Origin of the sequence: Aureicoccus marinus (assembly GCF_002954325.1) — a bacterium.
GTDB classification, from domain to species: Bacteria; Bacteroidota; Bacteroidia; order Flavobacteriales; family Flavobacteriaceae; genus Aureicoccus; species Aureicoccus marinus.
In genome coordinates this window covers 2,559,455-2,583,338 of record NZ_MQVX01000001.1, presented here as the reverse complement: position 1 = coordinate 2,583,338, position 23,884 = coordinate 2,559,455, and the positions used below count along the sequence as shown (strand labels likewise).

Annotated in this window: 20 protein-coding genes and 3 pseudogenes; 19 read left to right on the top strand and 4 right to left on the bottom strand. The window is 46.3% G+C overall.

The window, feature by feature from the left end:
- Positions 1–35 precede the first annotated feature (35 nt).
- From BST99_RS12075 to BST99_RS12050, 6 genes and pseudogenes are all read left to right on the top strand, one after another.
- The gene (locus tag BST99_RS12075) at positions 36–581 is read left to right on the top strand and encodes a 3-hydroxyanthranilate 3,4-dioxygenase (RefSeq protein WP_105002023.1); all 546 of its coding nucleotides are present in this window, start codon (positions 36–38) and stop codon (positions 579–581) included.
- Positions 582–585: 4 nt separating this feature from the next.
- Positions 586–953 (top strand): annotated as a pseudogene (locus BST99_RS12070) (DUF1304 domain-containing protein).
- Positions 954–992: 39 nt separating this feature from the next.
- Positions 993–2,546 carry an L-piperidine-6-carboxylate dehydrogenase gene (gene amaB, locus BST99_RS12065; RefSeq protein ID WP_105002022.1) on the top strand — a complete coding sequence of 518 codons (1,554 nt, stop codon included), beginning with the start codon at positions 993–995 and terminating at the stop codon, positions 2,544–2,546.
- Positions 2,547–2,680: 134 nt separating this feature from the next.
- On the top strand, positions 2,681–3,649 hold the full coding sequence (locus BST99_RS12060) for a hypothetical protein (protein WP_105002021.1): 969 nt from the start codon (positions 2,681–2,683) through the stop codon (positions 3,647–3,649).
- A gap of 440 nt (positions 3,650–4,089) precedes the next feature.
- Positions 4,090–5,013: an OmpA family protein gene (locus tag BST99_RS12055; protein WP_105002020.1), complete on the top strand. Its 924-nt coding sequence runs from the start codon at positions 4,090–4,092 to the stop codon at positions 5,011–5,013.
- Entirely contained in the window at positions 5,010–5,615 is a 606-nt protein-coding gene (locus BST99_RS12050) for a hypothetical protein (RefSeq protein ID WP_105002019.1), read from the top strand. Before BST99_RS12055 ends, BST99_RS12050 begins: the two co-directional genes overlap by 4 nt.
- Here BST99_RS12050 and BST99_RS12045 read toward each other — a convergent pair.
- Positions 5,612–6,346: a metallophosphoesterase family protein gene (locus tag BST99_RS12045; RefSeq protein WP_105002515.1), complete on the bottom strand. Its 735-nt coding sequence runs from the start codon at positions 6,344–6,346 to the stop codon at positions 5,612–5,614. The genes BST99_RS12050 and BST99_RS12045 overlap by 4 nt on opposite strands.
- 110 nt (positions 6,347–6,456) lie before the next feature.
- Between BST99_RS12045 and BST99_RS12040 the strand changes: the two genes are divergently transcribed.
- The gene (locus BST99_RS12040; RefSeq protein ID WP_105002514.1) at positions 6,457–7,416 is read left to right on the top strand and encodes a carbohydrate kinase family protein; all 960 of its coding nucleotides are present in this window, start codon (positions 6,457–6,459) and stop codon (positions 7,414–7,416) included.
- A 5-nt stretch (positions 7,417–7,421) separates the two neighbouring features.
- Here the strand turns inward: BST99_RS12040 and BST99_RS12035 are convergent.
- The 3 genes and pseudogenes from BST99_RS12035 to BST99_RS12025 all read right to left on the bottom strand — a co-directional run bounded on the left by BST99_RS12035 (position 7,422) and on the right by BST99_RS12025 (position 10,212).
- A pseudogene (locus BST99_RS12035) lies at positions 7,422–8,557 on the bottom strand (DUF5929 domain-containing protein).
- Entirely contained in the window at positions 8,554–9,303 is a 750-nt protein-coding gene (locus BST99_RS12030; protein WP_105002018.1) for an SDR family NAD(P)-dependent oxidoreductase, read from the bottom strand. Before BST99_RS12030 ends, BST99_RS12035 begins: the two are co-directional and overlap by 4 nt.
- A 21-nt stretch (positions 9,304–9,324) precedes the next feature.
- Positions 9,325–10,212 (bottom strand): aldo/keto reductase, encoded by an 888-nt coding sequence (locus BST99_RS12025; RefSeq protein ID WP_105002017.1) that lies wholly within the window; start codon positions 10,210–10,212, stop codon positions 9,325–9,327.
- A gap of 155 nt (positions 10,213–10,367) precedes the next feature.
- Between BST99_RS12025 and BST99_RS12020 the strand changes: the two genes are divergently transcribed.
- The 12 genes and pseudogenes from BST99_RS12020 to BST99_RS11965 all read left to right on the top strand — a co-directional run bounded on the left by BST99_RS12020 (position 10,368) and on the right by BST99_RS11965 (position 23,858).
- Positions 10,368–11,369, top strand: a complete 1,002-nt coding sequence (locus BST99_RS12020) for an AAA family ATPase (protein WP_105002513.1) — start codon at positions 10,368–10,370, stop codon at positions 11,367–11,369.
- Positions 11,370–11,394: 25 nt separating this feature from the next.
- Positions 11,395–12,258, top strand: a complete 864-nt coding sequence (locus BST99_RS12015) for a DUF58 domain-containing protein (protein WP_105002512.1) — start codon at positions 11,395–11,397, stop codon at positions 12,256–12,258.
- 8 nt (positions 12,259–12,266) lie between these two features.
- The gene (locus tag BST99_RS12010; protein WP_245916255.1) at positions 12,267–13,904 is read left to right on the top strand and encodes a hypothetical protein; all 1,638 of its coding nucleotides are present in this window, start codon (positions 12,267–12,269) and stop codon (positions 13,902–13,904) included.
- Position 13,905: 1 nt separating this feature from the next.
- Positions 13,906–14,904, top strand: a complete 999-nt coding sequence (locus tag BST99_RS12005) for a vWA domain-containing protein (RefSeq protein WP_105002016.1) — start codon at positions 13,906–13,908, stop codon at positions 14,902–14,904.
- Positions 14,905–15,948, top strand: coding sequence for a vWA domain-containing protein (locus BST99_RS12000; protein ID WP_105002015.1), 1,044 nt, complete (start codon positions 14,905–14,907; stop codon positions 15,946–15,948).
- A complete protein-coding gene (locus BST99_RS11995; protein WP_105002014.1) occupies positions 15,941–16,822 on the top strand; it encodes a tetratricopeptide repeat protein in 882 nt (293 codons plus the stop codon). Before BST99_RS12000 ends, BST99_RS11995 begins: the two co-directional genes overlap by 8 nt.
- Before the next feature lie 8 nt (positions 16,823–16,830).
- Complete coding sequence (locus BST99_RS11990) at positions 16,831–18,612, top strand: BatD family protein (RefSeq protein ID WP_105002510.1); 1,782 nt, start codon at positions 16,831–16,833, stop codon at positions 18,610–18,612.
- Positions 18,609–19,355, top strand: a complete 747-nt coding sequence (locus tag BST99_RS11985; protein WP_105002013.1) for an SH3 domain-containing protein — start codon at positions 18,609–18,611, stop codon at positions 19,353–19,355. Before BST99_RS11990 ends, BST99_RS11985 begins: the two co-directional genes overlap by 4 nt.
- 45 nt (positions 19,356–19,400) lie before the next feature.
- Positions 19,401–19,703 carry a hypothetical protein gene (locus BST99_RS14230; protein WP_146106295.1) on the top strand — a complete coding sequence of 101 codons (303 nt, stop codon included), beginning with the start codon at positions 19,401–19,403 and terminating at the stop codon, positions 19,701–19,703.
- A gap of 93 nt (positions 19,704–19,796) precedes the next feature.
- A pseudogene (locus BST99_RS11975) lies at positions 19,797–21,376 on the top strand (SulP family inorganic anion transporter).
- A gap of 7 nt (positions 21,377–21,383) precedes the next feature.
- Positions 21,384–22,010 (top strand): carbonic anhydrase family protein, encoded by a 627-nt coding sequence (locus tag BST99_RS11970; RefSeq protein ID WP_105002011.1) that lies wholly within the window; start codon positions 21,384–21,386, stop codon positions 22,008–22,010.
- A gap of 9 nt (positions 22,011–22,019) precedes the next feature.
- Positions 22,020–23,858, top strand: coding sequence for a SulP family inorganic anion transporter (locus BST99_RS11965; RefSeq protein ID WP_105002010.1), 1,839 nt, complete (start codon positions 22,020–22,022; stop codon positions 23,856–23,858).
- Positions 23,859–23,884 lie beyond the last annotated feature (26 nt).

The following is a 23,884-nucleotide window of genomic DNA, read 5'->3' as shown; positions in this document are numbered from 1 at the left end:
TTAAATAGCAGTAACTTGCCTGAAAGACCCCTATTATGGCCATTGCTGCTCCCTTTAATCTACAGGCTTGGTTGGATAAGCACCGGGACGAACTAAAACCTCCAGTAGGTAACCGCAACCTCTACAAGGATGCGGGAGACTATATCGTGATGATTGTTGCCGGGCCCAATGCCCGCAAAGACTACCACTACAACGAAACCGAAGAACTCTTCTACCAGTTGGAAGGTGAAATTGAAGTTCACATACAGGAAGAGGGCAAAAAAAGAACCTTCCGTCTGGGTCCAGGCGACATGTACCTGCATCCGGCCAAAGTGCCTCATTCCCCAGTCCGATACGAAGGCTCGGTAGGCCTTGTGGTTGAACGTAAACGGACACCAGAAGAACATAAGGATGGCTTGATGTGGTTTTGCGATAATTGCAACAACCCCCTGTATCAAGTCCATTTTCCTTTGACCGATATCGAAAAAGACTTTTTAAAGCATTTCAGGCACTTTTACGGATCTGAAGAGCTGCGAACGTGCTCAAATTGCGGGACCGTGATGCCGGTGGACCAACGTTTTGTACCAAAAGAAACCGATTGATCTTATGGAATTAGCTGCTCCCCTTATCATCGGCTTTGTGGCCTTTTTGCACTTGTATTTTTTATGGCTCGAAATGTTTGCTTGGACTACGCGAGCCCCAAAAGTATTTAAAGGGTACCCCAAAGAGTATTTTGAAAGCTCAAAAACACTGGCTGCTAACCAAGGACTTTACAACGGTTTTTTATCGGCGGGGTTGATCTGGTCCTTCTTTATAGAAGATCCCAACTGGCGCAGGAATGTAGCCTATTCTTCTTAGCCTGTGTTGCCATTGCTGGACTTTACGGGGCAGCAACCGCTTCCAAAAAAATATTCTGGGTGCAAGGCTTTCCTGCTTTGCTCGGGATTGTTTTCTTGCTCCAAGAATCTTTGTAGTTTTGGGCACCCCAAAAAAGGGGCCTTTAATTACTACACATGTCTGTTTCAACCTCTTCCATTGATTTATCTGCTGTACTCAGCGATCTTAAGTTACAACTCACCAACCCAGGAACTTGGATTGGTTCAAAATCCTTCTCTGGAGGGAGCGCTTTTTCTTCTAGTTCTCCGGTAGACGGAAGTACGATCGGATCGGTCTCTTCTACTACCGAAAGCGAATACGAAGAGGTAATGCAAGCTGCAACTTCTGCTTTTAAAGACTGGCGAACTGTGCCAGCTCCCAAGCGAGGAGAACTCGTTCGTCAATTCGGAAACCGCCTGCGCGAACTCAAAGAACCTTTGGGCAAATTGGTTTCTTTTGAAATGGGTAAATCCTATCAAGAAGGTCTTGGAGAAGTTCAGGAAATGATTGACATCTGTGATTTTGCGGTTGGACTTTCCCGACAGCTGCACGGACTAACCATGCACTCAGAACGTCCCGGGCACCGCATGTACGAACAGTACCACCCCCTTGGCGTTGTGGGAATCATCTCGGCCTTCAACTTTCCAGTAGCTGTTTGGGCTTGGAATGCAGCCATTGCCCTGGTTTGTGGGGATGTCTGTGTGTGGAAGCCTTCAGAAAAAACACCTCTTTGCGGAGTCGCTTGTCAACAAATCCTGGCCGATATTCTCGAAGAGAACGATGCGCCCGCAGGACTATCTTGCCTGATTAACGGAGATTACAAGGTTGGGGAATGGATGACTGCCGATAAGCGTATTCCGATGGTTTCGGCTACCGGATCTATTCGAATGGGTAAAATTGTGGCCCAAGCCGTTGCTGCCCGATTAGGTAAGAGTCTTTTGGAGTTGGGTGGAAACAACGCCATTATCGTCAGCCCGGAAGCCGATATCAAAATGACTGTGATCGGGGCGGTATTCGGGGCGGTTGGTACGGCCGGACAACGCTGTACCTCAACCCGTCGTCTCATCATCCATGAATCGATCTACGATCAGGTAAAAGAGGCGCTCGTTGAAGCCTATAAACAATTGCGTATCGGGAATCCTCTTGACGAAAACAACCACGTCGGTCCGCTTATCGACCAGGATGCGGTAGCGAGCTACAGCAAGGCTTTAGAAGCGGCGCAAAAAGAAGGAGGAAAAGTCTTGGTTGAAGGGGGCGTACTCGAAGGAGAAGGCTACCAGAGTGGCTGCTATGTGAAGCCCGCTATTGTTGAGGCCGAAAACCACTTCCATATCGTTCAGGAAGAAACATTCGCCCCTATCTTGTACCTGCTTAAATACAGCGGAACTGTTGCAGATGCCATCGAACAACAAAACGGTGTAGTTCAGGGTCTTTCTTCTGCGATCATGACACAAAACCTGCGCGAGGCGGAATTATTCCTCAGCGCTGCAGGAAGCGATTGTGGTATAGCCAATGTCAATATTGGAACCTCAGGAGCCGAGATTGGTGGGGCCTTTGGAGGAGAAAAAGAAACCGGTGGAGGTCGTGAGAGTGGTTCAGACGCTTGGAAGTACTATATGCGTCGCCAAACCAACACGATAAACTACACAACAGAACTTCCTCTTGCTCAGGGTATTAAGTTCGATTTGTAGTCTTTTTCTGTGTTAAACTTGCATAATTTAAGTGCCTGAATTGCAATTGTTCCAGATAGTTGTTTATTTTTAGATGTTTCTCCTGCGAACAATTGTTCGTTGAAAAACACAAGTAGAACTAATACAAGAACACTATGACCACTGGAAATGGAGGGAACGGAGCTATTCCGCCCGCCGGAGAAAATCCGGTAGATTATTCGCAGTATTCCTTGTACCAATTGGTGAGTCTACTTCAAAGACACGTCACAGATATTATTGGTCAAACTTCAGGTTTACCTGATGCGACAAATACCAATCCATTAGGCACACTCAAGCAGTCACTGAATGAACTGGCGCTCAGTTTGAGCACCCAAAACAAAAAGCTATTCAATGGAAGCAATCCGAGTTTCTTGATTGATAAGGTCACTTATGTGGTCAATCAATTGGATACTCAGGAGACCACTCTTCAAAATTGGGAACGAGAAAAAAACAAGCACTCCAGTCGCATTTGGGAAGTGCTGATCGAACTCATGAAGCGGGTGCCCAAGACGGATGATGTTCTTCTGCCCTCTGCAGAAAACGCACATTTTGACCACATGGATACCATCAGAAGAAGAGCCAAAGGCCTTTCTTACGATCCCAATGAAAAGGATGATTACCTGACTTTTCTATACAAATTACTTGCTGATGAATTGGGTAGTAATAAGAAGGTCAATGCCGAATTGATTCCGAAAAAAGAGAAGACTGTTCGACGCTATGTTGACACCTTCCTGATCTCTGCTGAGTTTAGACAGCCGGATATGGTCAAGGATGCCGCCAAAAGAGATCGACAAACTTCTGGGGCCATTGGTCACTTAAGAGATCAGCTCGATGGGCAGATCCACAGAACCTACCAGAACGCAGCCAAGATTTCTGAAGAAGGGGTTAATCTTGAAAACAAGAACAAAGTTCGAGAAGCTCTGAACAAATACAGGCAAGCCAATAAGATCTTGGAACCCATCATGAACAAGAAGGATGAGTACCGGGAATTGTACGACTTCAATTTTGATCGCATCAAATTCTGCGAGCAAAAGTATCAGAGCAGTAAGCCGCGAAGTTTTTTTGGTTTATTCTCCTGGATATAAAAAAGAAACCTCCACTACGGGAGGTTTTATTTTTTCGGTTGATCTTCAAAAAGAATCAAAAAACCGTTGACCAAAACGGGATGATCAACGGTTTTAAACCAACTTAACTAACTCAAACTTAATATTTGAAACCCTATTTCAATGCCGGATCTTCGTCGGGAGAAATAGGGCCTTACCTAACTAGTATTCTAATTTCGTGATACTTGTTAAATTCCAACACCGCTCTCTTATCATCTGTCAGAAAAACTGTGCCAATGGCCTGTTTTTCAATATTCTCACCTTTCTGGAGACAGCGTTAGAACAGGTTGAAAGATTATTCTTTTTCTACCTATCCTCTCACTTGGATTAAATCGATTTTACCTGTGATTTAATCGTTAATATTTTAAAATTAGTAATTTTTTTTTTAATACTTTGTGCACACTAAGCATTAATTATAAAAAATGTCGAGAAATCTTGGATTTCCCTTGTTGATTTTACTTACAATCGGCTTGGGAACACTCCTCTACTACAACACCTGTAGTTCATGCGCGACATCAAGCACTTCAACTTCTGTTATTCAAGGTATTAACCCCCGTACAGACGGCTCTAATTCCCTTGTATTCAGCCGTACTTTGGCGCTTGTTTTTCCGGACGGACAGGTTATACGTTCGGGATCTAATTTCATTTTTGGATTTTCGAGCCCTCATTTTGACTTACCTGTACAAGAAGCACTTAACCCTTCCATCGTGGGCTTGCGTACTTTTTTAGACGAGAATGAAAACTACCGCCTTTCGATTACGGGGTTATCCCGTGCCGATGAATCCAACCCTACGGCCTTTTCAAGTCTGGGAATTGCGCGGGCCAATCAGGTGAAAGAGTACTTAAAGACAAAAGACTTCCGTACTGCTCAAATTACACTGGAGGGTCTCCAGGCCAACGATAGTTTGGATATTTCTTATGGCAAGATTAACGGACCCGTTGAATGGAAAATCGAAAGAATTCCTCCGGATATGGCCGGCGAACTAGAAGAATCGGTCCAAGACTCCTTGGTCATTAATTTTGAGACAGAAGGAGCTGGAATTCAACTGAATGAAGATCAGAAAAATCAATTTACCGCTTTCTATGCTTACCTGGATTGGACACAGGAAGCCAAGCTCGAAATCACCGGTCATTCGGCCGATACGGGCTCTGATAAAGACAGCTTTCGAATGGGTATGAAAAGAGCTGATGTTGTACGCAAGTTCTTCCGGGAAAATGGCGTACCCGATAACCGAATGAAATCAGGTTCCGCCGGCCACAACCAAGCCGTAGCGAGTAACAGAACAACCGAGGGCCGTATGCAAAACAACCGCGTGGTCGTTCAAATAATTCTTGAAAAACAATGAGCGAATTAAATATTTGGTGTGTCTTAATTCCTGTTCTTATAGGTACCATTTGTGCTGTTATTGGCTATTTCTGGGGAAAAAGCAATGGCAGTTCTGCCGATCCCGCATTGACCGATAGCCTGCTGGCAATGGAACAAGAAAACAAACGCCTGAAAGCCGAAACGGGGGACTACCTCAACCGCATTAAGGAGTTTGAGGGAAAGCAGGAAAACGACCAAAAACAGGAAAAAGCAGCTCCAAAAAGCAAAAAAACCCAGAAAAAACAGGAAAAAGCAGCAGAAAAACCCAGTTTACCCGATATGCGTTTTGATGCCGACCAGGTCAAAATTGACTACGGAAAGAGGGTGAAATTCAACGACCTTAAAATCATCGAAGGGATTGGGCCTAAAATAGAAAGTCTGTTTCAGGAAACGGGCTTCCATTCGTGGCAGCAGTTGGCCCAAGCCAGTATTGAGGACTGTCAGGAGGTACTCAAAAAAGGAGGAGATCGTTTTCGTATGCACGATCCTACTTCTTGGCCCATTCAAGCCAAAATGGCCCATGAAAACAAATGGGAGGAACTTGCAAAATGGCAAGAGGAGCACAAGGCAGGCCGCCTTTAGTTACGGCCTCTTTCTTTCGGATAAAACGATTGAACAGGGTCGCTTTGCCAGACTTCCTTCGTATCGATATCCATCATGCTCAAACTGCCTTTAAAGGCCGCCCCGGTATCCATATTCCATACATTGGCTCTTTGTTGAGGTAAGATCCGTGCTGTTTTACTCAAAGGCGTATGTCCAATATAAATTTCGGAATAGTTCCGCAGTCTTTTGGGGTAGTCCACCTCCTCCGTGCTTAGGTTTTGTGGTAAGGCTCTTGCTAGCTCCCAAAGGGTACGATCCCAGTAGAACAGCTCAGGAAAGTATTCGAACTCCACTCCTTTAAGATTGGTAAAGCCTGCGTGTAGAAAGAGTCGATTTTTAGCATCCAGGTAGTAATTCTCCAGACGCTCAAAAAACCTAATATGTAATTTCCAGTCTTCCTGTTTCCTTTTATCATAGGATTGTCGTGTCATCTCTCCACCGTGCATAAGCCAGGTCGGATTGTGCCCTTGCTCTAAGAGCCACGCCTTGCAGAGTTCATCGTGGTTGCCCCGTATAAAACGACAATTATGACCACGGTCCAATTCCATTAAAAAGTCGATGGTCTCGGCCGCTTCACTCCACCCGTCAACATAATCTCCCAAGAAAATAATCTCGTCTTCAGGACTGGCTTTTGCCTTCTCGAGCAATTGTTTTAATGCCTTTAAACCAGAGTGGATATCGCCGATCACTAGCGTTCTTCCCTTCCCCATATATCGCAGTGGTTTTGTAGTAAGGAAGCAAGTATAGGCAATTCCAAACAATTTGGAAATAGCCCCATTTTTGCTGTACATTCGAGTACAACAACCGTTGGATGATACCCATGAGGAAAGTCTATTGCATTGGAGAACTACTGATCGACTTTGTCGCCGAAAATCAAGGAAGCGACTTGTCGAAAGCCAATGAATTCACCAAAAAAGCTGGGGGAGCCCCTGCCAATGTCGCTTGTGCCATCGCCAAATTAGGAGGCAAAAGCTCTTTTATTGGTGCGGTAGGTAAAGACCCCATGGGTACGTTTTTGCTCAAGGTTTTACAGGATGAACGCGTTGACATCTCCCTGGCACAGCGTTCTAATAAATTCACTACCCTGGCCTTTGTTTCTATTGCCCAAGATGGAGAACGGGATTTTGTTTTTAGTCGTGGAGCTGACCGCGAATTGAAGTACGACAAAGAAATCCAGAAAGACTTTTCGGGTAACCTGGTCCATCTCGGGGCCGCAACCGCCCTTTTGGGAGGCCCTCTGGAGGAGACCTACAACCATTATTTCTTTGACGCTTTAACCAAGGAGGCCTTTATCAGTTTTGACCCTAATTTTCGATCGGATTTGTGGAAAGGGAACGAAGAGGTCTTTATCAAAAAGTGCCTCTCTTATGTTTCCAAATCCCACCTCTGTAAATTTTCTCAAGAGGAAGCACTTTTGTTGGCTGGATTAAGTTCAAGGGATCCCGTAGAAAAGGCCTGTGATATTCTCCACGAGGCAGGGGCTAAAATTTTAACGGTTACCCTCGGAAAAGAAGGGACTCTGGTGAGCAAAGGAGAAAAGAAAAAGGTGGTGCGCAGCATCAAAGTCGATCCGGTCGATACCACAGGGGCCGGAGATGCCTTTATCGGTTGTTTGCTCTATCAAATCTCGCGTTTACCTTCTACAGATATCATTTTTGAGGACCGACCAGAGTTCCTTAAAATGGTGAAGAAAGCCAACAAAGCAGGAGCCTTAACAACTACCCAATTTGGTGCAATCAACTCCCTTCCTGGTCCAGAACTTCTTGATCTAAACTGCTAATTAACTTAACTGTAGCGTACTTTTCGAATAATTCTCAAGGCTTCCTTCAGGGACTGATAAACAGAACGGTCAGTATTTTTAATCAAATCCCCGGATTCGTCCATTATTTCTCGAGCTTCCTCAAATCCATTCAGGTAACAGATCAGACTGGTGTCTGGTAAGTGCACAAAGTCTTGGTACTCGATCTGATTGAGGATTTTTCCGCCCTTGATTTTCTTCAAAAGTGCCTGGTTGGTGTTGAGAATGTGGTGCAGGGTTTTGCGATCAAACTGAGGGGGATCAAAAACCAATTTGCTCTTGATGGTGTAGTGCCCATTCTCTTTGAAGGAGATTTTCAATTTCTCCAAGGGGTAGTACTTCTGTTCCTTTCCTAAACCCAACTGAACGTATTCCAGGGTTTCAAAGGAATCTTCTGTAAAGCGAATAGTGAGTTCATCCAGGGCTGAATAAAACAGTCGTACCTGCTCGTTGATCAGCTCAATATCGACCCGGGAATAGTATTCTTCTCCATCTACTTTTTTGACATGACCAGCCCAACACACCACAAATTGCTCTTTGAAAACCTTGTAATGACTTTTGAGATCTGAATGGCGGTTGTTGATGAAATCGATTACTCCGTCCAGAGTGAGCTCAATATTGTTGCGAGCGTGTTGTTCAATGGTTGCTACCGCCGTGGAGTTGATGTCCTTCAACTCAATATCAAAAGCCTTGGGCAGACTGATGCTGCCTTCTCTAAAAAAACAGCTCCTCCGTAGTACTTCCAAATGTTCTTTCGAAGGGCACAGACTTTCCCGTTGGATCGAATGGTAACCAACCCGACCACTTTACCTTCGGGTAAATGCGGAAAAGCAATGTTCTCGTAGGAGACCAAAGGCGGATTGTCTAAATAGGCGTTGACCAGGTTTTGAATTCGGCTGTCATCAAAGAAGTCCACCCCAATAATGCGGTTGTCTTCATCTTCAACACCGACGACGATATAGGAGTTATTTACGGGGTTGCTGTTTGCCAGAGCGCAAACATGCTTGAGAAACTTAGCCTTTCCTTCTTTTTCGCCTATAGCGATAAAGCGTTTTTTGTCGTAAAAGCTGTTCTCATCGTTGTGGGCTAATAAGTTTTTCACCAAAAGCCGCTTGTTAATCATCGCTTTCGGATTTGTGTACTGCTGGCCTGATCCGTGGGTAAAACCACTAAATCGGCAATGTTTACATGAGCGGGTTGCTCCAAAACAAAGAAAACGATACGGGCGATGTCTTCTGCCTGTAATGGACTGTATCCCTGGTAAACCGTTTTGGCTCTTTCCCGATCGCCTTTAAAGCGAACATCGCTGAATTCTGTTTCGACCAGACCTGGATGCACAGCCCCAACCCGTATCCCGTGTTGGTTCAAATCAATGCGCATCGCTTGGTTCAGTGCGTCAACAGCGTGTTTACTGGCACAGTAGACATTTCCTTTGGGATAGACTTCCTTTCCGGCAGTCGAACCGATGTTGATGATGTGGCCTTTTTCTCGATCGACCATGTCGGGCAAGATGCACTTGGTCACATAAAGCAGCCCCTTCACGTTGATGTCGAGCATCGCATCCCAATCGTCCCAGTTTCCTTCCTGAATGAAGTCCAGCCCGTGAGCGTTCCCCGCGTTGTTGATCAAAGCATCAAATGGTCTAAAGGGTGTAGGTATACTCTCAATAGCATTTTTTACCGCTTCACGATCCCGAACATCAAACAGCAGGGTGTGCACTTCGGTAAACGCGCTGAGTTCTGCTTTCAGCTCATCCAAACGCTCCGCTCTTCGTCCGCAGAGGACCAAACGGTAGCCATTTTTGGCCAGTAAACGGGCAGAGGCTTGACCTATACCACTACTGGCGCCTGTAATCAATACATTCTTCATCTTTCTGCTTTTGGGGATTCCCTAAGGAACCCGGTGTCCGCGTGCAGCCTCCCAGAGCAAGAACCAATCCTGAAGTTCCATCTCGATTTCGGAAGCCTTGAGCATTTCGGCCAAACGACCTTTTTTGGTACTGCCCACTACAGGGTGGATTCCTGCTGGGTGCTTATAAAGCCAGGCCAATAACAGGGCCGATACCCCGCAGTCGTACTTCTGGCTCAGTTCTGCGATCAGGGGCTCCATTCTGGCTTTGCGCTCTTTGCTTTCTGGACGGTCATCACCTCCAAAATAGCCGCCGAGCGGGCTCCAGGCCATGGCCATTCTGTTTCCGCTTATACAGTCGTCAAACGTACCGTCAAGCATGGCTGAACTCTGCAAGAGAGAACACTCTACTTGATTCCCTTCTACCGGGCCATTGGTCTCCAACAGGGCGATCTGAGAAGGTGTAAAATTAGAAACTCCAAATTGCTTGATCTTCCCCGATGATTTTAACTGTTCCACCGCCATAAAAACCTCCTCAGCTCTGAGAAGAGGGCTGGGTCGGTGCAGTAGGAACAAATCGAGATAATCCGTCTGCAACATCCGTAAACTCCGTTCCGCGGAATCGATGATGTAGGCGGTATCGTACTGGTAGTGTTTTACCTTGTTCTCTCTGCCTCGCGTCATTTGAATCCCGCATTTGCTGATCAGTTGAACCTCTTCTCTGGAGACACCACTTTGAACAAAGGCTTTACCAAAAAGCGCCTCATTCTCGTAATCCCCATAGATATCGGCATGATCGAAAGTTGAGATCCCCATGCTGAGGCAATCTTGAATCATCTGTGCGGCTTCGGCTTCCGAAAGTTGAGCACCCCAACTTCCCCAAGTCATCGTTCCCGCAATTAACCGGCTGTAGTTTTGCTTGTTTTTCACGAAGTGTGAAAGTATTAAAATAAACACTTAAAGTCTTGCTAAATCAAGGGGTTTGAAGGTTCTTTTAACCTTTAATTAACAGATCATTTTTAAATAAATCTACATTTTGCGAGGCGATGTACAGACCACAAAAAAGCGGTCTGAATTACGGGCCTATGGAAGAAAAAACTCCTGTAGATATAGCTGCAGTAAATGAGAAGATTAATCAGGAAAGCGCATTTATAGACCTCCTGGTTCAGGAAATGAACAAGACCATTGTCGGTCAAAAACACATGATAGAGCGTTTGCTCATCGGCCTTTTAGGTAGAGGACACATCCTGTTAGAAGGGGTGCCAGGACTGGCAAAAACACTAGCCATTAACAGCTTGTCCAAAGCGGTTAAAGGCAGCTTTAGCCGGATACAGTTCACCCCCGATTTACTTCCAGCCGATGTGGTTGGAACGATGATTTACAACATCAAAGAGAACGACTTTTCGATCAAAAAGGGACCCATCTTCGCCAACTTCGTTCTGGCGGATGAGATTAACCGAGCTCCAGCAAAGGTGCAGTCCGCCTTACTCGAGGCCATGCAGGAAAAGCAAGTCACCATTGGGGACGAAACCTTCAAACTGCAAGCACCATTTTTGGTCATGGCCACTCAGAACCCGGTAGAGCAAGAAGGAACCTATCCCTTGCCTGAGGCGCAGGTGGACCGTTTCATGCTCAAGACCGTCATCGATTACCCTAACCTCAACGACGAACAGTTGATTATCCGTCAAAATCTCAAAGGAGGTGGGTCAGAAATCAACCCGGTGGTTGAAACAGCTCAGATTTTGAGAGCTCAGGAAGTGGTTAGGGAAGTCTATATGGACGAAAAAATCGAAAAGTATATTTTGGACCTCATTTTCGCCACGCGTTACCCAGAGAAGTATGGCTTGGACAACATCAAGCCGCTGATCAGTTTTGGGGCATCCCCTCGGGGAAGTATCAACCTGGCCATCGCGTCTCAGTGCTACGCCTTTATCAAAAGAAGAGGCTACGTTGTTCCTGAGGATGTTCGAGCGGTTGTACACGATGTACTTCGCCACCGTATTGGGGTGACCTACGAAGCCGAAGCCGAGAACGTCACTTCCGAAGAAATTGTGGGCCGCATTGTGAACCGTGTAGAGGTTCCTTAGAGCCTGACCCAAAACCACATTGCCTGTGGATACCAAAGAACTACTAAAGAAAGTCCGGAAAATCGAGATCAAGACAAGGCGTTTGTCTGATCACATCTTTGGAGGGGAGTACCACTCTGCCTTCAAAGGAAGGGGTATGACCTTTAGTGAGGTTCGGCAGTATCAATTTGGAGACGACGTCCGCAGCATTGACTGGAACGTTACCGCCCGTTATAACGAACCTTTTGTCAAAGTATTCGAGGAAGAACGTGAACTCACCCTCATGTTGATGGTCGATGTCAGTGGATCCGAATTTTTTGGTACCGATGGCGTGTTTAAGAAAGAAATCCTCACCGAAATCGCGGCGACCCTGGCTTTCTCTGCCATGCAGAACAACGATAAAACAGGACTGATTCTCTTTGCTGAAGAAGTAGAACTCTTTATTCCACCAAAAAAGGGAAAAAGCCATGTTCTTCGGATCATTCGAGAACTCCTCGAGTTTGAACCGAAAACAGCCAAAACCTCCTTGTCCACTGCTCTGAAGTTCTTGACCAATGTGATGAAAAAGAAGGCCATTGTGTTCGTTCTGTCTGATTTTATGGATGAGGAGTACAGCGATACTCTTCGCATTATTGGAAAAAAACACGACATCACCGGGATAAGGGTCTACGATGCCAAGGAAGAGCAACTTCCCTCCCTGGGAATGATTCAGGTGGAAGATGCTGAAACAGGAGGGATCAGCTGGGTCAATACCCAATCACGCAACCTTCGCTTGGCTTACGGCGCCTATTATAAGGAACGAGCGGCTTATTTTGTCGATTCTTTCACCAAGGCCGGTTGTGGCACGATTGATTGCCGAACCGACCACAGCTATGTAAAAAAGCTACTCGGCTACTTTAAAAGACGATGAACAAAAGTATGCCTACATATTCAATTCAGTCTCGGCTGAAAGCGGTACTTCCAGTACTGCTGAGCTTGCTTTTGCCTGCTATGATCTGGGCTCAACAGCCCAAAATAGCGGTCGAAATTGACACGAATCAGATTCGAATTGGGGAACAAATTCGCTATGCCATTGAAGTGCTAACCGATAGTACTTCCTTAGTCCACTTTCCAGAAGGACAAACCTTTACTCCTTTAGAAACCGTCGAAGCCCTCGCCACCGATACGGTGTGGGAAGACCGCATGATGCGCCTGCAAAAAACCTACCTGCTGACTCAATTTGACAGCGGAGCTTACCTCATTCCGGCTCAACAGATCGCCGTTAATGAACAGGCCTTTTTCACTGATAGTTTTGCTGTACGAGTGGGCACTGTTGTGGTCGATACCACTAAACAGGGTCTTTACGATATCAAACCCCTGGTCAAGGTAAACCCCAGCTACTCGCAACTTTGGCTGTGGCTGCTCTTTTTGAGCCTTATTGGTGGCGGGTTCCTGTATTATTGGTACCTCGGTAAACGAGGAGACGGCTCCCCACTTTTTGGGGGTCCCAAAGCTCTGCCTCCTTTTGATCAGGCCCTTGCCCAATTACAAGAACTTGAAAAATCCCGCTACCTCATCGAAGGACAGCACAAAGCCTACTATTCCGAATTGACGGATATCGTTCGAAATTACCTGGAGGAAGAGGCCGGCATTGACGCCTTGGAAAGTACTTCGGACGAGTTGATCACCCTGCTCGAGATGCGAAAAGATGCTGGGGAATTGCCTTTGGAAGAGGACACTTTAGAAGCTTTTAAAGAGGTGCTGAGGACGGCTGACTTGGTGAAGTTCGCCCGCCATACGCCCGAACACCAAAAGGCGAGTGAAGACACGCGTATCGTTCAATTAATGGTCGAAAAAACGCAGGAAGCCCTGCCGGAACCTGATGAAGAAAGTCTGATCGATACAGAAGAATACATTCGCGAACAACAGAGACTCAAGCGCAGAACAGAAGAAAAACGCCTGGTCATTGGAGCAGCGGCTGTTTTGACCATCCTAGTGGTAGCCTTTGGAATTCGCTTAGGCTTTTTAAATCTGTGGCATACGGTTAGCGGTCACGAAACGAAGAGTTTATTGGAAGGTGAATGGGTGAGTAGTACCTATGGCTTTCCTCCGGTAAGCCTCGAAACTCCTGAAGTGCTCTTGCGCGAAAAACAACTGCTTGCCCTGCCGGCAGAAGACTCGGTAAAAAGTGCGGAGTCCTTTGAGTACGAGCTGCCTGAGCGTTTTTTCCGCATCGAAACCAAAACCATCCTAATGGAAGGGCAGAAGGAAGTTGACCTGAGCAAACTTTTTGAAGAGCAACTCAAAGGTCTGGAAGAAGCCGGAGCGAAGAACATCATTACCAAGCAAGAAGAATTCATTACCGGGGCTGGAGTTACCGGCCTCAAACTCTATGGAAGCGGGGACTTCAAGGTCGCTGGTAAAGAAGCGCGAAAGAGAGGGAAATACGTCCTTCTGAGTTTTGGTGGAAAAGGCTTCCAACAACAGATTTATTTGACCTGGCTGGATGATGATCCCTATGCCCAGAAAATTGTCGATCGAATATTGGCTTCGGTCGATGTAAAAACACAGGTGTAAGATGGGGAACGATTTTGCCTTTGCCTATCCGCAGTTCTTTTGGCTATTCTTAGCCTTGCCCCTGCTTTTGTTGTGGTTTTACTTCAACCGGAAAAGGGAGACTTCTGTCCTGCGCCTGTCCAGTTTGAAGGGATTCAAAAACCGGGATCTGCTGAGCAAAGTTCGCCCCTATCTCGGGGTGCTCCGTTTAGCTGCTTTGGCCTTGATTATTACGGCACTGGCACGGCCTCAGAACGAAGATATTTCTTCCCGGACCAAGACCACCAGAGGGATCGATATTGTCATCGCGATCGATGTGTCTTCCAGTATGTTGGCCCGGGACCTGAAACCCAACCGCCTGACGGCTCTGAAAGAGGTTGCCGGGGACTTCATAGACAAACGCCCGAGTGATCGCATTGGACTGGTGGCCTATGCTGGAGAGAGTTATACCAAAACCCCCATCACCAGTGATAAGTCCATCGTAAAAGGGGCTCTTAGAGAAATCAAATACGGGCAGCTGGAAGATGGTACAGCCATTGGAATGGGACTGGCCACATCGGTCAACCGTCTCAAAGACAGCAAGGCCCAAAGTAAGGTGATCATCTTATTGACTGACGGGGTGAATAATGCCGGTTTTATCGAGCCCAAAACAGCGGCAGACCTCGCGGTAGAATTTGGGATTAAAACCTATACCATTGGCCTCGGAACAAATGGAATGGCTATGACGCCCGTAGCCTACAAACCAGATGGTTCATTTCGGTACGAAAGAAGGGAAGTCGAAATTGACGAAGACTTGCTGGAAGAGATTGCTCAGCTGACCGGAGGAGCCTACTTTCGGGCAACCGACAATACGAAGCTACAAGAGATTTACGAAGAGATTAACAGTCTGGAGAAGACAGAAATAGAGGAATTTAAGTATTATAAGTATGAAGAAAGGTTCCGCCCCTTAGTGCTTCTTGCTTTGGGACTTCTGGGTCTGGAATGGCTCTTGGGAATCACTGTTTTTAAACGATTTATGTAAATGATCTACGATCAGCCTTCTTATTTCTATTTACTCATAGCCCTGCCGGTTATGGTCGGCTTGTACATCGTTTATACACTTTGGAAGCAAAGAAAGCAGGCTCGCTTTGCACGTGCCGAAAACCTAAAGCTCCTGGCCCCTAACCGTTCGTTATTTAAGTCTCCCTTAAAATTTGTCCTTCAGTTGCTGGGCTTTACCTGTCTTATTCTGGCTTTGGTCAACCCAAAAATTGGCACCAAACTGGAGACCGTCAAGCGAGAAGGGGTCGATATTGTCTTTGCCGTTGACGTTTCTAAAAGTATGTTGGCCGAGGACATCGCTCCCAACCGTTTAGAAAAGTCCAAACGTTTGGTGTCGGAAATTATCAATGGACTGGCCAGTGACCGCGTGGGGATCATTGCCTATGCCGGGCAAGCCTATCCTCAACTACCGATCACCACCGATTACGGGGCAGCAAAGATGTTTTTACAGAGCATGAATACTGATATGCTTTCTTCGCAAGGAACGGCCATTGAGGCCGCCTTGGAACTGGCCTCTACTTACTTCAATGATGAAGACCAGACCAATCGTGTGCTCTTTATTCTTTCGGATGGAGAGGATCACTCCGGAAAGGTCCCCGTAGAACGCATTCAACTGGCCCGAGAAAACAATATCCGTATTTACACCATTGGAGTAGGTAAAACCAAAGGATCTCCTATACCCATTAAGAGTCGAGGGGTTACCGAACGTTTTAAAAAGGACAGTGAAGGAGAAGTCGTTCTCTCTAAACTCAATGAAGAAGTGATGATTGAACTGGCTCAACTCGGCGGAGGACGTTATCTTCCCGGTCTGGACACCGAAGAAGTAGTTGAACAAATCCAGGAGGAGCTCGCTCAAATGGACAAAAAAGAATTTGAAGCAAAGGAATTTGCCGAATACCAAGACCAGTTTCAGTGGTTTTTGGGAGCCGGTTTCCTCTTTTTATTTTTGGACGTTTTGGTTTTGGACCGAAAAACCGAATGGCTCCGAAAATTGAACTTATTTAACGATCGAAATCATGGCTAAATCTCACGTATTATTACTCGTTTTGTTGGCGATGATCTCTAGCCCTGTTCTGGCTCAAAACCAGGCTCAAGGTGCTAAGTCAGCCGATCCAAAAAAGCCTACAGCTCAAAACGGCAAGGCCAAAAACCTGACCCACAAGGGGAACACCCTGATCGGCCAGGAGAACTTTGTTCAGGCAGAGGCCAATTACAGAAGGGCTATTTCTGCAGATGGACAGCAGCCCGAAGCCTCCTATAATTTAGGCACAGCTCTCTACGATAAAGACAACTATCTCGAAGCTTTTGGCAATTTCAAGCAAGCAGCGGAAGTCGCTTCTACAAAAGAAACCAAGCACAAGGCTTTCCACAACATGGGAAATGTGCACATGCAAAACAAAGAATACGAGCGAGCAGTAGAAAGCTACAAACAAGCCCTTCGGAACAATCCTTCGGACGAAGAAACCCGTTACAATCTGGCCCTTGCCAAAGAACTGTTGAAAAAGCAACAGGAACAGAACGACAAGAACAAAGACAAAAAAGACAAGGACCAGAACAAGGACAACCAGGATAAGGACCAGCAAAAGGACAAAAACAACCAGGGCGGAGACCAAGAAAAGAAAGATGATCCCAACAAGCCTGACCAGAATGAGGGGGATCAAAAACAAGAGAAAGAGGATCAGAAAAAGGGAGATGGTGATGAAAAACAAGAGCAGAACCAAAAACCCAAAGACCAAGAAGAACAAAAGAAAAAGCAGCAACCTCGTCCTAACCAGCTATCTAAGGAGCAGATTCAAAACCTGCTAAAGGCCATGCAGAACGAGGAAAAAAAGGTGCAACAGAAAATTGACGAAAAGAAAATCCGAGGACGTAAAATAAAAACGGAGAAGGACTGGTAATGAAGAAGATGTTCATTTGGGGGCTAATTGCGCTTTGCTTTTTTGCAGGCCAAGGTATTTCGCTGCACGCGCAGGAGAAGGCCGTCTCTTTTGAAATGAAACTGAGTAAAGAGAAACTCGGTCTGAACGAGCGACTCAAGGTGGAATTCACCATGAACAAAGACGGAGACAACTTTCAGCCTCCTGAGTTTGCCGACTTCAATGTCGTCATGGGGCCCTCTCAAACGGTCAGCAATTCCTGGAGTAACGGAAAAAGAAGTTTCTATAAAACCTACTGGTACATTCTGAATCCTCGAAAAAAAGGAAGCCTTCGTATCGAACAGGCGACCATTGAAATTGAAGGGCAGACCTACAAGACCGTTCCTAAAACCGTGGTAGTGACCGCAGCGGTATCGAATCCCAATGCGCCAAAAACGGCCAATGATATTGCTGGCGAAAACCTGCATCTGGTTGCAGAGGTATCCAAGACCAACCCTTACCTGAACGAGGCCGTCAGTGTGGTATACAAACTCTATATCAGTCGAGACATCAGCGTCAATAACTACCGACCATTAGACAACCCCCAATACAACAACTTTTGGAGTCAGGATATTCCGGTTACCCGTTACAAATCGGAACCCACCACCTACAAGGGCAAGCCCTATTTAAGCGTGGTTCTGAAACGGGTAGTTCTCTATCCGCAAAAGAGTGGCAAGCTCGAAATCGAACCCCTTGCCCTGGAAATCTATGTGGATGTTCCGACCAGTCGCCGAAGTTTCTTTGGACAGCGAATCTACTCCCAAGCGACTCAGCGGGTTTCTGCCGGAAAACGGGTTTTAAACGTAAAACCTCTTCCTGAACAAGGGAAACCAGAAGACTTTTCTGGTGCGGTAGGGGATTTTACTTTTTCGGTCACCGCCAGTAAAACCAGTCTCAACGCTTCAGAGTCATTGCAAGCCAAGGTGTCGGTCGAAGGAGACGGAAACCTAAAGCTCTTTCAATTGCCGAAATTGACTTTACCAAGCGCTTTGGAGGTCTATGAGCCCGAATTTAAAGAGGATGTACGAACCAACCTTTCTGGTATGAAAGGAAGCGTTTCTGAGAGCTATACGGTTGTTCCGTCATTCCGCGGGCAATACCCTATCCCCAGTGTATCTTTTAGTTATTTCAACCCGAAGACCAGAAGCTACCAAACGGTGAATTCTGACGAAATTACCCTGCAGGTACTTGAAGGACCTGAAGACAATTCGACCAGCACCAATACCGGCGTAGTGAATCGCAACACGGTTAGTGTTCCCTCAGGGGACCAATTTCATTTCATCAAGTTAAAAAGTGACCTCATTCCTGTGGCCAATCAATTCTTCCTCGGATCTTCCCGATTCTACTGGTGGTTGCTACTTCCTCTTGCGCTGGTTCCTTTAAGTCTTTTGGTCCGTCAACTGCTGGCGCAAAAAGACCAGGACCAAGAAAAAATTCAACTCCGCCAAACCAATAGACTTGCACGAAAGTACCTGACAAACGCAAAAAAAGCCCTGGGGAATAAAGAAGCCTTTTACATTGCCCTGGAACGAGCGCTTCACAATTACCTGAAGGCCAAACTTCGTATCGAAACCTTCGAATTCAGCAAAGAAAAAATTCAAAGTCTGTTGGAAGAAAAACAGGCCAAAGAGCAGTCTATTGAACAGCTGATTCAGCTCTTAACCAATTGCGAGATGGCGCGATACAGCCCCTTCTCTACAGGTCAAATGCAGGATGATTACCAGCTGGCCAGTAAAGTGATTGCTCAACTGGATAAAGAATTACCCAAATGAAAAGCCTAATCTGCTCCCTATACCTGTTTCTGGCTTGGCCTCAACAAGTGGTTTTTGAACAAGCTGCAGAAGCCTATAATGCCGAAGAGTACAAGAAAGCCATCGAACTTTACGAATCGGTGCTGGAAGAAGGTCAACATTCTGCGGCCTTGTATTTTAACCTGGGCAACGCTCATTATCAACTTGGCGAGGTAGGGCCTAGTGTTTATTATTTTGAGAAAGCCCTATTACTCGATCCGGAGGATGCCGAAATAAGAAATAACCTCAACTATGCCAACAACATGCGGATTGACGCCATAGAACAGGTGCCCAAGAGCTTTTTTGGACAAGTACGTGAATCCATTCTGGGTTGGTTTCACTTTGATCAATGGGCCCGAATAGGGATCGTCTTTATGTTGATTTCGGTGATGAGCTTTTTGGCTTACCAGTGGATAGCCGGGAGTACCTTCAAAAGATTCTTTTTTATCGTTGCCTTAGGCGCCGTCGGTTTATCTCTATTGACCTTGCTGATCAGTTACCTCGACTTCCAACAATACCAATCGGAACAACCGGCTGTTATTTTCAGTCAACAAGTGTCCTTCACTTCAGCACCCAACACCCGCGGAGATATCCTTTTTACTTTGCATGAGGGCACCAAGGTCAATGTACTTGAACAGTACGACCAATGGGCCAAAGTGGAACTTCCCGATGGTCAGACCGGTTGGATTATTTCGGAATCGGTACGTCTACTCAAAGATTTTTAATCTTTTTCTTAACCCCTTCTCTCAAGAAGATGTATTTTAGAGCCAATGAGGATCCTAAATTTGACAACGGTATATGCCGTTCTTCTGGTGTTTTGTTTATTGACACCCAGAATTGCGACGACCACATCTACACTATCGGACGAGCTGTGGTTTCTCTGCATGGACTTTGGTGAGGAAGAGTCGGAAGAGGAAAGTCAGGAGGAAAAAGGAGAATCAGAATTCTACTTTTTGACTACTGCCTTGGCCTTGGACACCAACGCTGTTACCCCCGCTGAACAACCCATCGGTTTTACCCGAGTCGAAAGCCTTTGTCACCCTGAGGTTTTTGCTCCCCCTCCGGAAGCCTAGACCGAAACATTCACTTTCACTTTCACTTTAACTTTTCCAATTATTTTTTAATCATGAACCGCACCCTATCGTGGGGTTCACAACACTTGTTTTATGTTTAAAACACTTAAAAATGATCTTCCAGCCAGTATAGTGGTCTTTTTTGTGGCCCTCCCCCTCTGTCTGGGTATTGCTCTTGCCAGTGGAGCTCCCCTGTTTTCAGGTCTGATTGCTGGTATTGTCGGGGGGATTTTGGTCGGGAGTCTCAGTGGTTCTCAGATCGGAGTTAGTGGCCCTGCAGCCGGTTTGGCTGCGATTGTATTGGCGGCTATTGGAACCTTGGGAGGTTACGAAAACTTCCTGGTAGCGGTAGTCATCGGAGGTATTTTACAAATTGTATTGGGGGTACTGAAGGCCGGTATTATTGGTTACTACTTCCCTTCATCGGTTATCAAAGGAATGTTGACCGGGATTGGGATCATCATCATCCTTAAGCAAATCCCGCACTTTTTTGGATACGATCGGGATCCGGAAGGAGATTTTGCCTTTAACCAAGTGGATGGCGAAAACACCTTCTCAGAAATATTCAATGCGTTTGACTTTATCAGCCCCGGTGCTACTCTAATTGCTGTGATCGCCCTGCTATTCTCATCCTTTGGGATCGGGTTTTATCCAAGCAAGCCAAAATATTCCAATTGATCCAAGGGCCCTTGGTCGCGGTAGTCGCAGGAATCATTTACTACGTTTCGACAGAAGGGAACGCCAAATGGGGTATCTCCACTGATCATTTAGTAAGTGTTCCCGTTCCGGAGGATATGGCCTCCTTTTTTGGACAGTTCAGCTTCCCCAACTTTAGCGCTATAGGTAACCCGGATATCTGGATTACTGGTTTTACTATTGCTTTGGTTGCGAGTTTAGAAACATTGCTCTGTGTTGAAGCAACAGACAAACTGGATCCTGAAAAAAGGGTTACACCAACCAACCGAGAGCTCGTCGCTCAAGGAGTGGGTAATATGTTTTCTGGTATGATTGGGGGACTACCTGTTACCCAGGTAATCGTAAGGAGTTCGGCCAATATTCAATCAGGAGGAAAGTCCAAGATGTCAGCCATTATACACGGTTTCTTCTTGTTGATTTCGGTCATGCTGATTCCTACCTTACTCAATATGATTCCCTTGTCTGTTTTGGCGGCTGTCCTCTTTATCGTAGGTTACAAATTAGCCAAGCCTGCTTTGTTCAAGACAATGTATAACTTAGGGTGGAAGCAATTTGTTCCCTTTATTGTTACCATCGTGGGTATTGTATTCACAGACCTTTTGGTCGGTATTGGACTGGGTCTTGCAGTTGGAATTGTCGTGATTTTGATTAAGAGTTACCAAAACTCTCACTTTCTGCATATTCAGGATAAGAGCAACGGAAAGCACCGCATTCTGATGACGCTTGCTGAAGAAGTAACCTTCTTCAACAAAGGAGCTATCCTGAAGGAATTGGATGCCCTTCCGGAAAACTCCTACCTCGAGTTGGACGTTCGAAAAACCCGTTACCTGGATAATGATATCATCGAAATTCTCGAAGACTTTTCGGAAAAAGCAAAAAACCGTGGTATTGACATCAAATTGATTTCAGAACGCGGAATTGTCGAAAATCCACCGAGTTATATTGAATTTTTTAATCTAAGACCTAAAACAGCATAATACTGCCATGATCACACAAACATCACAATCACAAGCTACCATGACCCCTCATTCGGCATTGGACATGCTTAAAGAAGGGAATGCGCGATTCGTAGCCCGTAAAATGAGCGATAGAAATTTAATTGAACAGGTCGAGCAAACGGCCACTGGACAATACCCCTTTGCGACAATCTTGAGCTGCATTGACTCCAGGGTATCGGCTGAATTGGTCTTTGACCAAGGGGTTGGGGATATTTTTAGTGCCCGTGTTGCCGGAAATATTGTCAACGAGGATTTGCTCGGAAGCATGGAATTTGCCTGTAAATTGGCTGGAACCAAGGTTATTGTCGTTTTGGGACACACCAGTTGCGGGGCCGTAAAAGGGGCCTGTGACGGCGCACAGATGGGGAACCTGACCGCACTTTTGGCCAAGATCAATCCAGCAGTTCAAGCGGTCAGCGAACCCTCGGACCCTGCTGAAAGAACCTCCAAGAACCTCGATTTTGTCAATGAGGTGGCCAAGACCAATGTAGCCATGACCATCGAAAACATCCGCAAGGATTCTCCTGTGCTGAAAGACATGGAAGATGCTGGTGAAATTGCGATTGTTGGAGCGATGTATGACATCTCCAACGGAGAGGTGCACTTTTACTAAAACACAAGTATGTTTAAGCATTTGCGTGGCGACCTTTTTGGCGGCTTAACCGCTGGAATCGTCGCCTTGCCTTTGGCCTTGGCCTTTGGTGTTAGTTCAGGATTAGGGCCTAGTGCCGGACTATACGGAGCCATCTTCATCAGCTTCTTTGCGGCTTTATTTGGAGGTACACCGACCCAAATCTCAGGGCCAACAGCGCCAATGACGGCGGTGAGTATGCTGGTTATCGCCGGCATGATTACCAAGTTTGACGGACAGGTAGAAAAGGCCCTGCCAGCCATTCTAACCGTCTTTTTATTGGCTGGTCTCCTGCAAATTGGTCTGGGCTTTCTGGGAATAGGGAAGTACATCAAATACATCCCCTACCCGGTCGTTTCCGGCTTTATGACGGCTATCGGAGTCATTATACTCATTACGCAAATGCTCCCCGCCATGGGGTATTACCCAAAAGAAGACAAGAGCTTTGTAGCTGACTTTACCGAAGATGCCCGCGCCTCCCTTCTTCAAAATGAACTCTCCAGAGAAGCCAAGGAGGACGGCCTGGAACGAAAGGACCTGCTGCTATTTAGTCAGGAAGCTCCGGAAGCAGAAATTGAAAAAGAAGCGAAAAACCTGGCGGCTCGGGCTTCCTCCGGTGTCCTGGGAACCCTGAAAATTTTGCCTCGGGCCTTGGGCAAGATCAATTGGCTGGAACTGCTCCTTGCTCTTTCTACGATTGGGATTATCTACGGCTTTAAACGAATTACAACCAAAGTGCCCAGCACCTTGGTCGCTTTGTTATTGGTCAGTGGTGTGGCCGTTGCTTTTAGCCTGGATTACCGTCCGATTGCCGCTATTCCTGAAGGCATCCCGGCACCAAACTGGGACATCTTTAGCAGCTTTAAATGGTCAACCATCAGTCCTTACCTCTTTACCGCCCTAACCCTAGCGCTGTTAGGTTCCATCGATTCTTTGTTAACCTCTATAGTAGCGGACAACATGACCAAGACCCGACACGTACCCAACAGAGAACTCATTGGTCAAGGTATCGGAAACACAGTCGGTGCACTCTTTGGAGGTCTTCCTGGCGCTGGCGCTACCATTCGCACAGTGGTCAATATCAATGCTGGTGGAAAAACAAAACTTTCCGGGATGATTGCTGGGCTTTTGCTTTTAATCATTCTTTTAGCCTTGGGTCCTGTTGCTTCTCAAATTCCAGCTGCCGTCTTGGCCGGGATCTTGATTACGGTGGGCCTTGGTGTGATGGATTACAAAGGTCTTCGTGCGGCAACTCTCCTGCCTAAAGACATCAAGCTTGGACCGCTGCGCCTCAGTTCGGAAGTTCTTATTATGGTGGTTGTTCTGGTACTTTCCTCCTTGTGGAATTTGGTCTATGCCGTTGGTATTGGTCTGATCTTAGCCTGCCTGATGTTTATGAAAAAGATTGGGGACCTCACCGCTGCTCAATCCGATGTAAAGCCTCTGCCGGAAGAAAAGTGGCCGGACGAGTTCAATCTTCCCAAGGAATGGTCGGAAAAGGTATACATCAAGCACATCAAGGGACCTTTGTTTTTTGGCTCCAAGAATGACTTTCAGCAACTTTCATCACAGATCCCGCCATCGGCTCGGGTGGTTATTTTTCGTTTTGGAAAGATGCCCTATTTGGATCAGAGTGGATTGTATGCCCTTGAAGACAGTCTGGTGGAGTTAAAACAAAAAGGAATTCTGGTGTTGCTTATTGACCTCAAAGAGCAACCTCGCCTGCTAATGGAACGCATCGATATTCTCCCGGACTTGATTCCGGAAGAGCATGTTCTCTCAACCTTCCAGGAAGCGCTCGACCTAATGGGAGATTGGGTTAACTCCTAGTCCTTTTAGCTTTTTTGAATGAAGTG

Excerpts from the sequence above, each read along its gene's own strand:
- BST99_RS12075 (WP_105002023.1), top strand. The coding sequence starts at position 36 with ATGGCCATTGCTGCTCCCTTTAATCTACAGGCTTGGTTGGATAAGCAC.
- amaB (WP_105002022.1), top strand. The coding sequence starts at position 993 with ATGTCTGTTTCAACCTCTTCCATTGATTTATCTGCTGTACTCAGCGAT.
- BST99_RS12060 (WP_105002021.1), top strand. The coding sequence starts at position 2,681 with ATGACCACTGGAAATGGAGGGAACGGAGCTATTCCGCCCGCCGGAGAA.
- BST99_RS12055 (WP_105002020.1), top strand. The coding sequence starts at position 4,090 with ATGTCGAGAAATCTTGGATTTCCCTTGTTGATTTTACTTACAATCGGC.
- BST99_RS12050 (WP_105002019.1), top strand. The coding sequence starts at position 5,010 with ATGAGCGAATTAAATATTTGGTGTGTCTTAATTCCTGTTCTTATAGGT.
- BST99_RS12045 (WP_105002515.1), bottom strand. The coding sequence starts at position 6,346 with ATGGGGAAGGGAAGAACGCTAGTGATCGGCGATATCCACTCTGGTTTA.
- BST99_RS12040 (WP_105002514.1), top strand. The coding sequence starts at position 6,457 with ATGAGGAAAGTCTATTGCATTGGAGAACTACTGATCGACTTTGTCGCC.
- BST99_RS12030 (WP_105002018.1), bottom strand. The coding sequence starts at position 9,303 with ATGAAGAATGTATTGATTACAGGCGCCAGTAGTGGTATAGGTCAAGCC.
- BST99_RS12020 (WP_105002513.1), top strand. The coding sequence starts at position 10,368 with ATGGAAGAAAAAACTCCTGTAGATATAGCTGCAGTAAATGAGAAGATT.
- BST99_RS12010 (WP_245916255.1), top strand. The coding sequence starts at position 12,267 with ATGCCTACATATTCAATTCAGTCTCGGCTGAAAGCGGTACTTCCAGTA.
- BST99_RS12005 (WP_105002016.1), top strand. The coding sequence starts at position 13,906 with ATGGGGAACGATTTTGCCTTTGCCTATCCGCAGTTCTTTTGGCTATTC.
- BST99_RS12000 (WP_105002015.1), top strand. The coding sequence starts at position 14,905 with ATGATCTACGATCAGCCTTCTTATTTCTATTTACTCATAGCCCTGCCG.
- BST99_RS11995 (WP_105002014.1), top strand. The coding sequence starts at position 15,941 with ATGGCTAAATCTCACGTATTATTACTCGTTTTGTTGGCGATGATCTCT.
- BST99_RS11990 (WP_105002510.1), top strand. The coding sequence starts at position 16,831 with ATGTTCATTTGGGGGCTAATTGCGCTTTGCTTTTTTGCAGGCCAAGGT.
- BST99_RS11985 (WP_105002013.1), top strand. The coding sequence starts at position 18,609 with ATGAAAAGCCTAATCTGCTCCCTATACCTGTTTCTGGCTTGGCCTCAA.
- BST99_RS14230 (WP_146106295.1), top strand. The coding sequence starts at position 19,401 with ATGAGGATCCTAAATTTGACAACGGTATATGCCGTTCTTCTGGTGTTT.
- BST99_RS11970 (WP_105002011.1), top strand. The coding sequence starts at position 21,384 with ATGATCACACAAACATCACAATCACAAGCTACCATGACCCCTCATTCG.
- BST99_RS11965 (WP_105002010.1), top strand. The coding sequence starts at position 22,020 with ATGTTTAAGCATTTGCGTGGCGACCTTTTTGGCGGCTTAACCGCTGGA.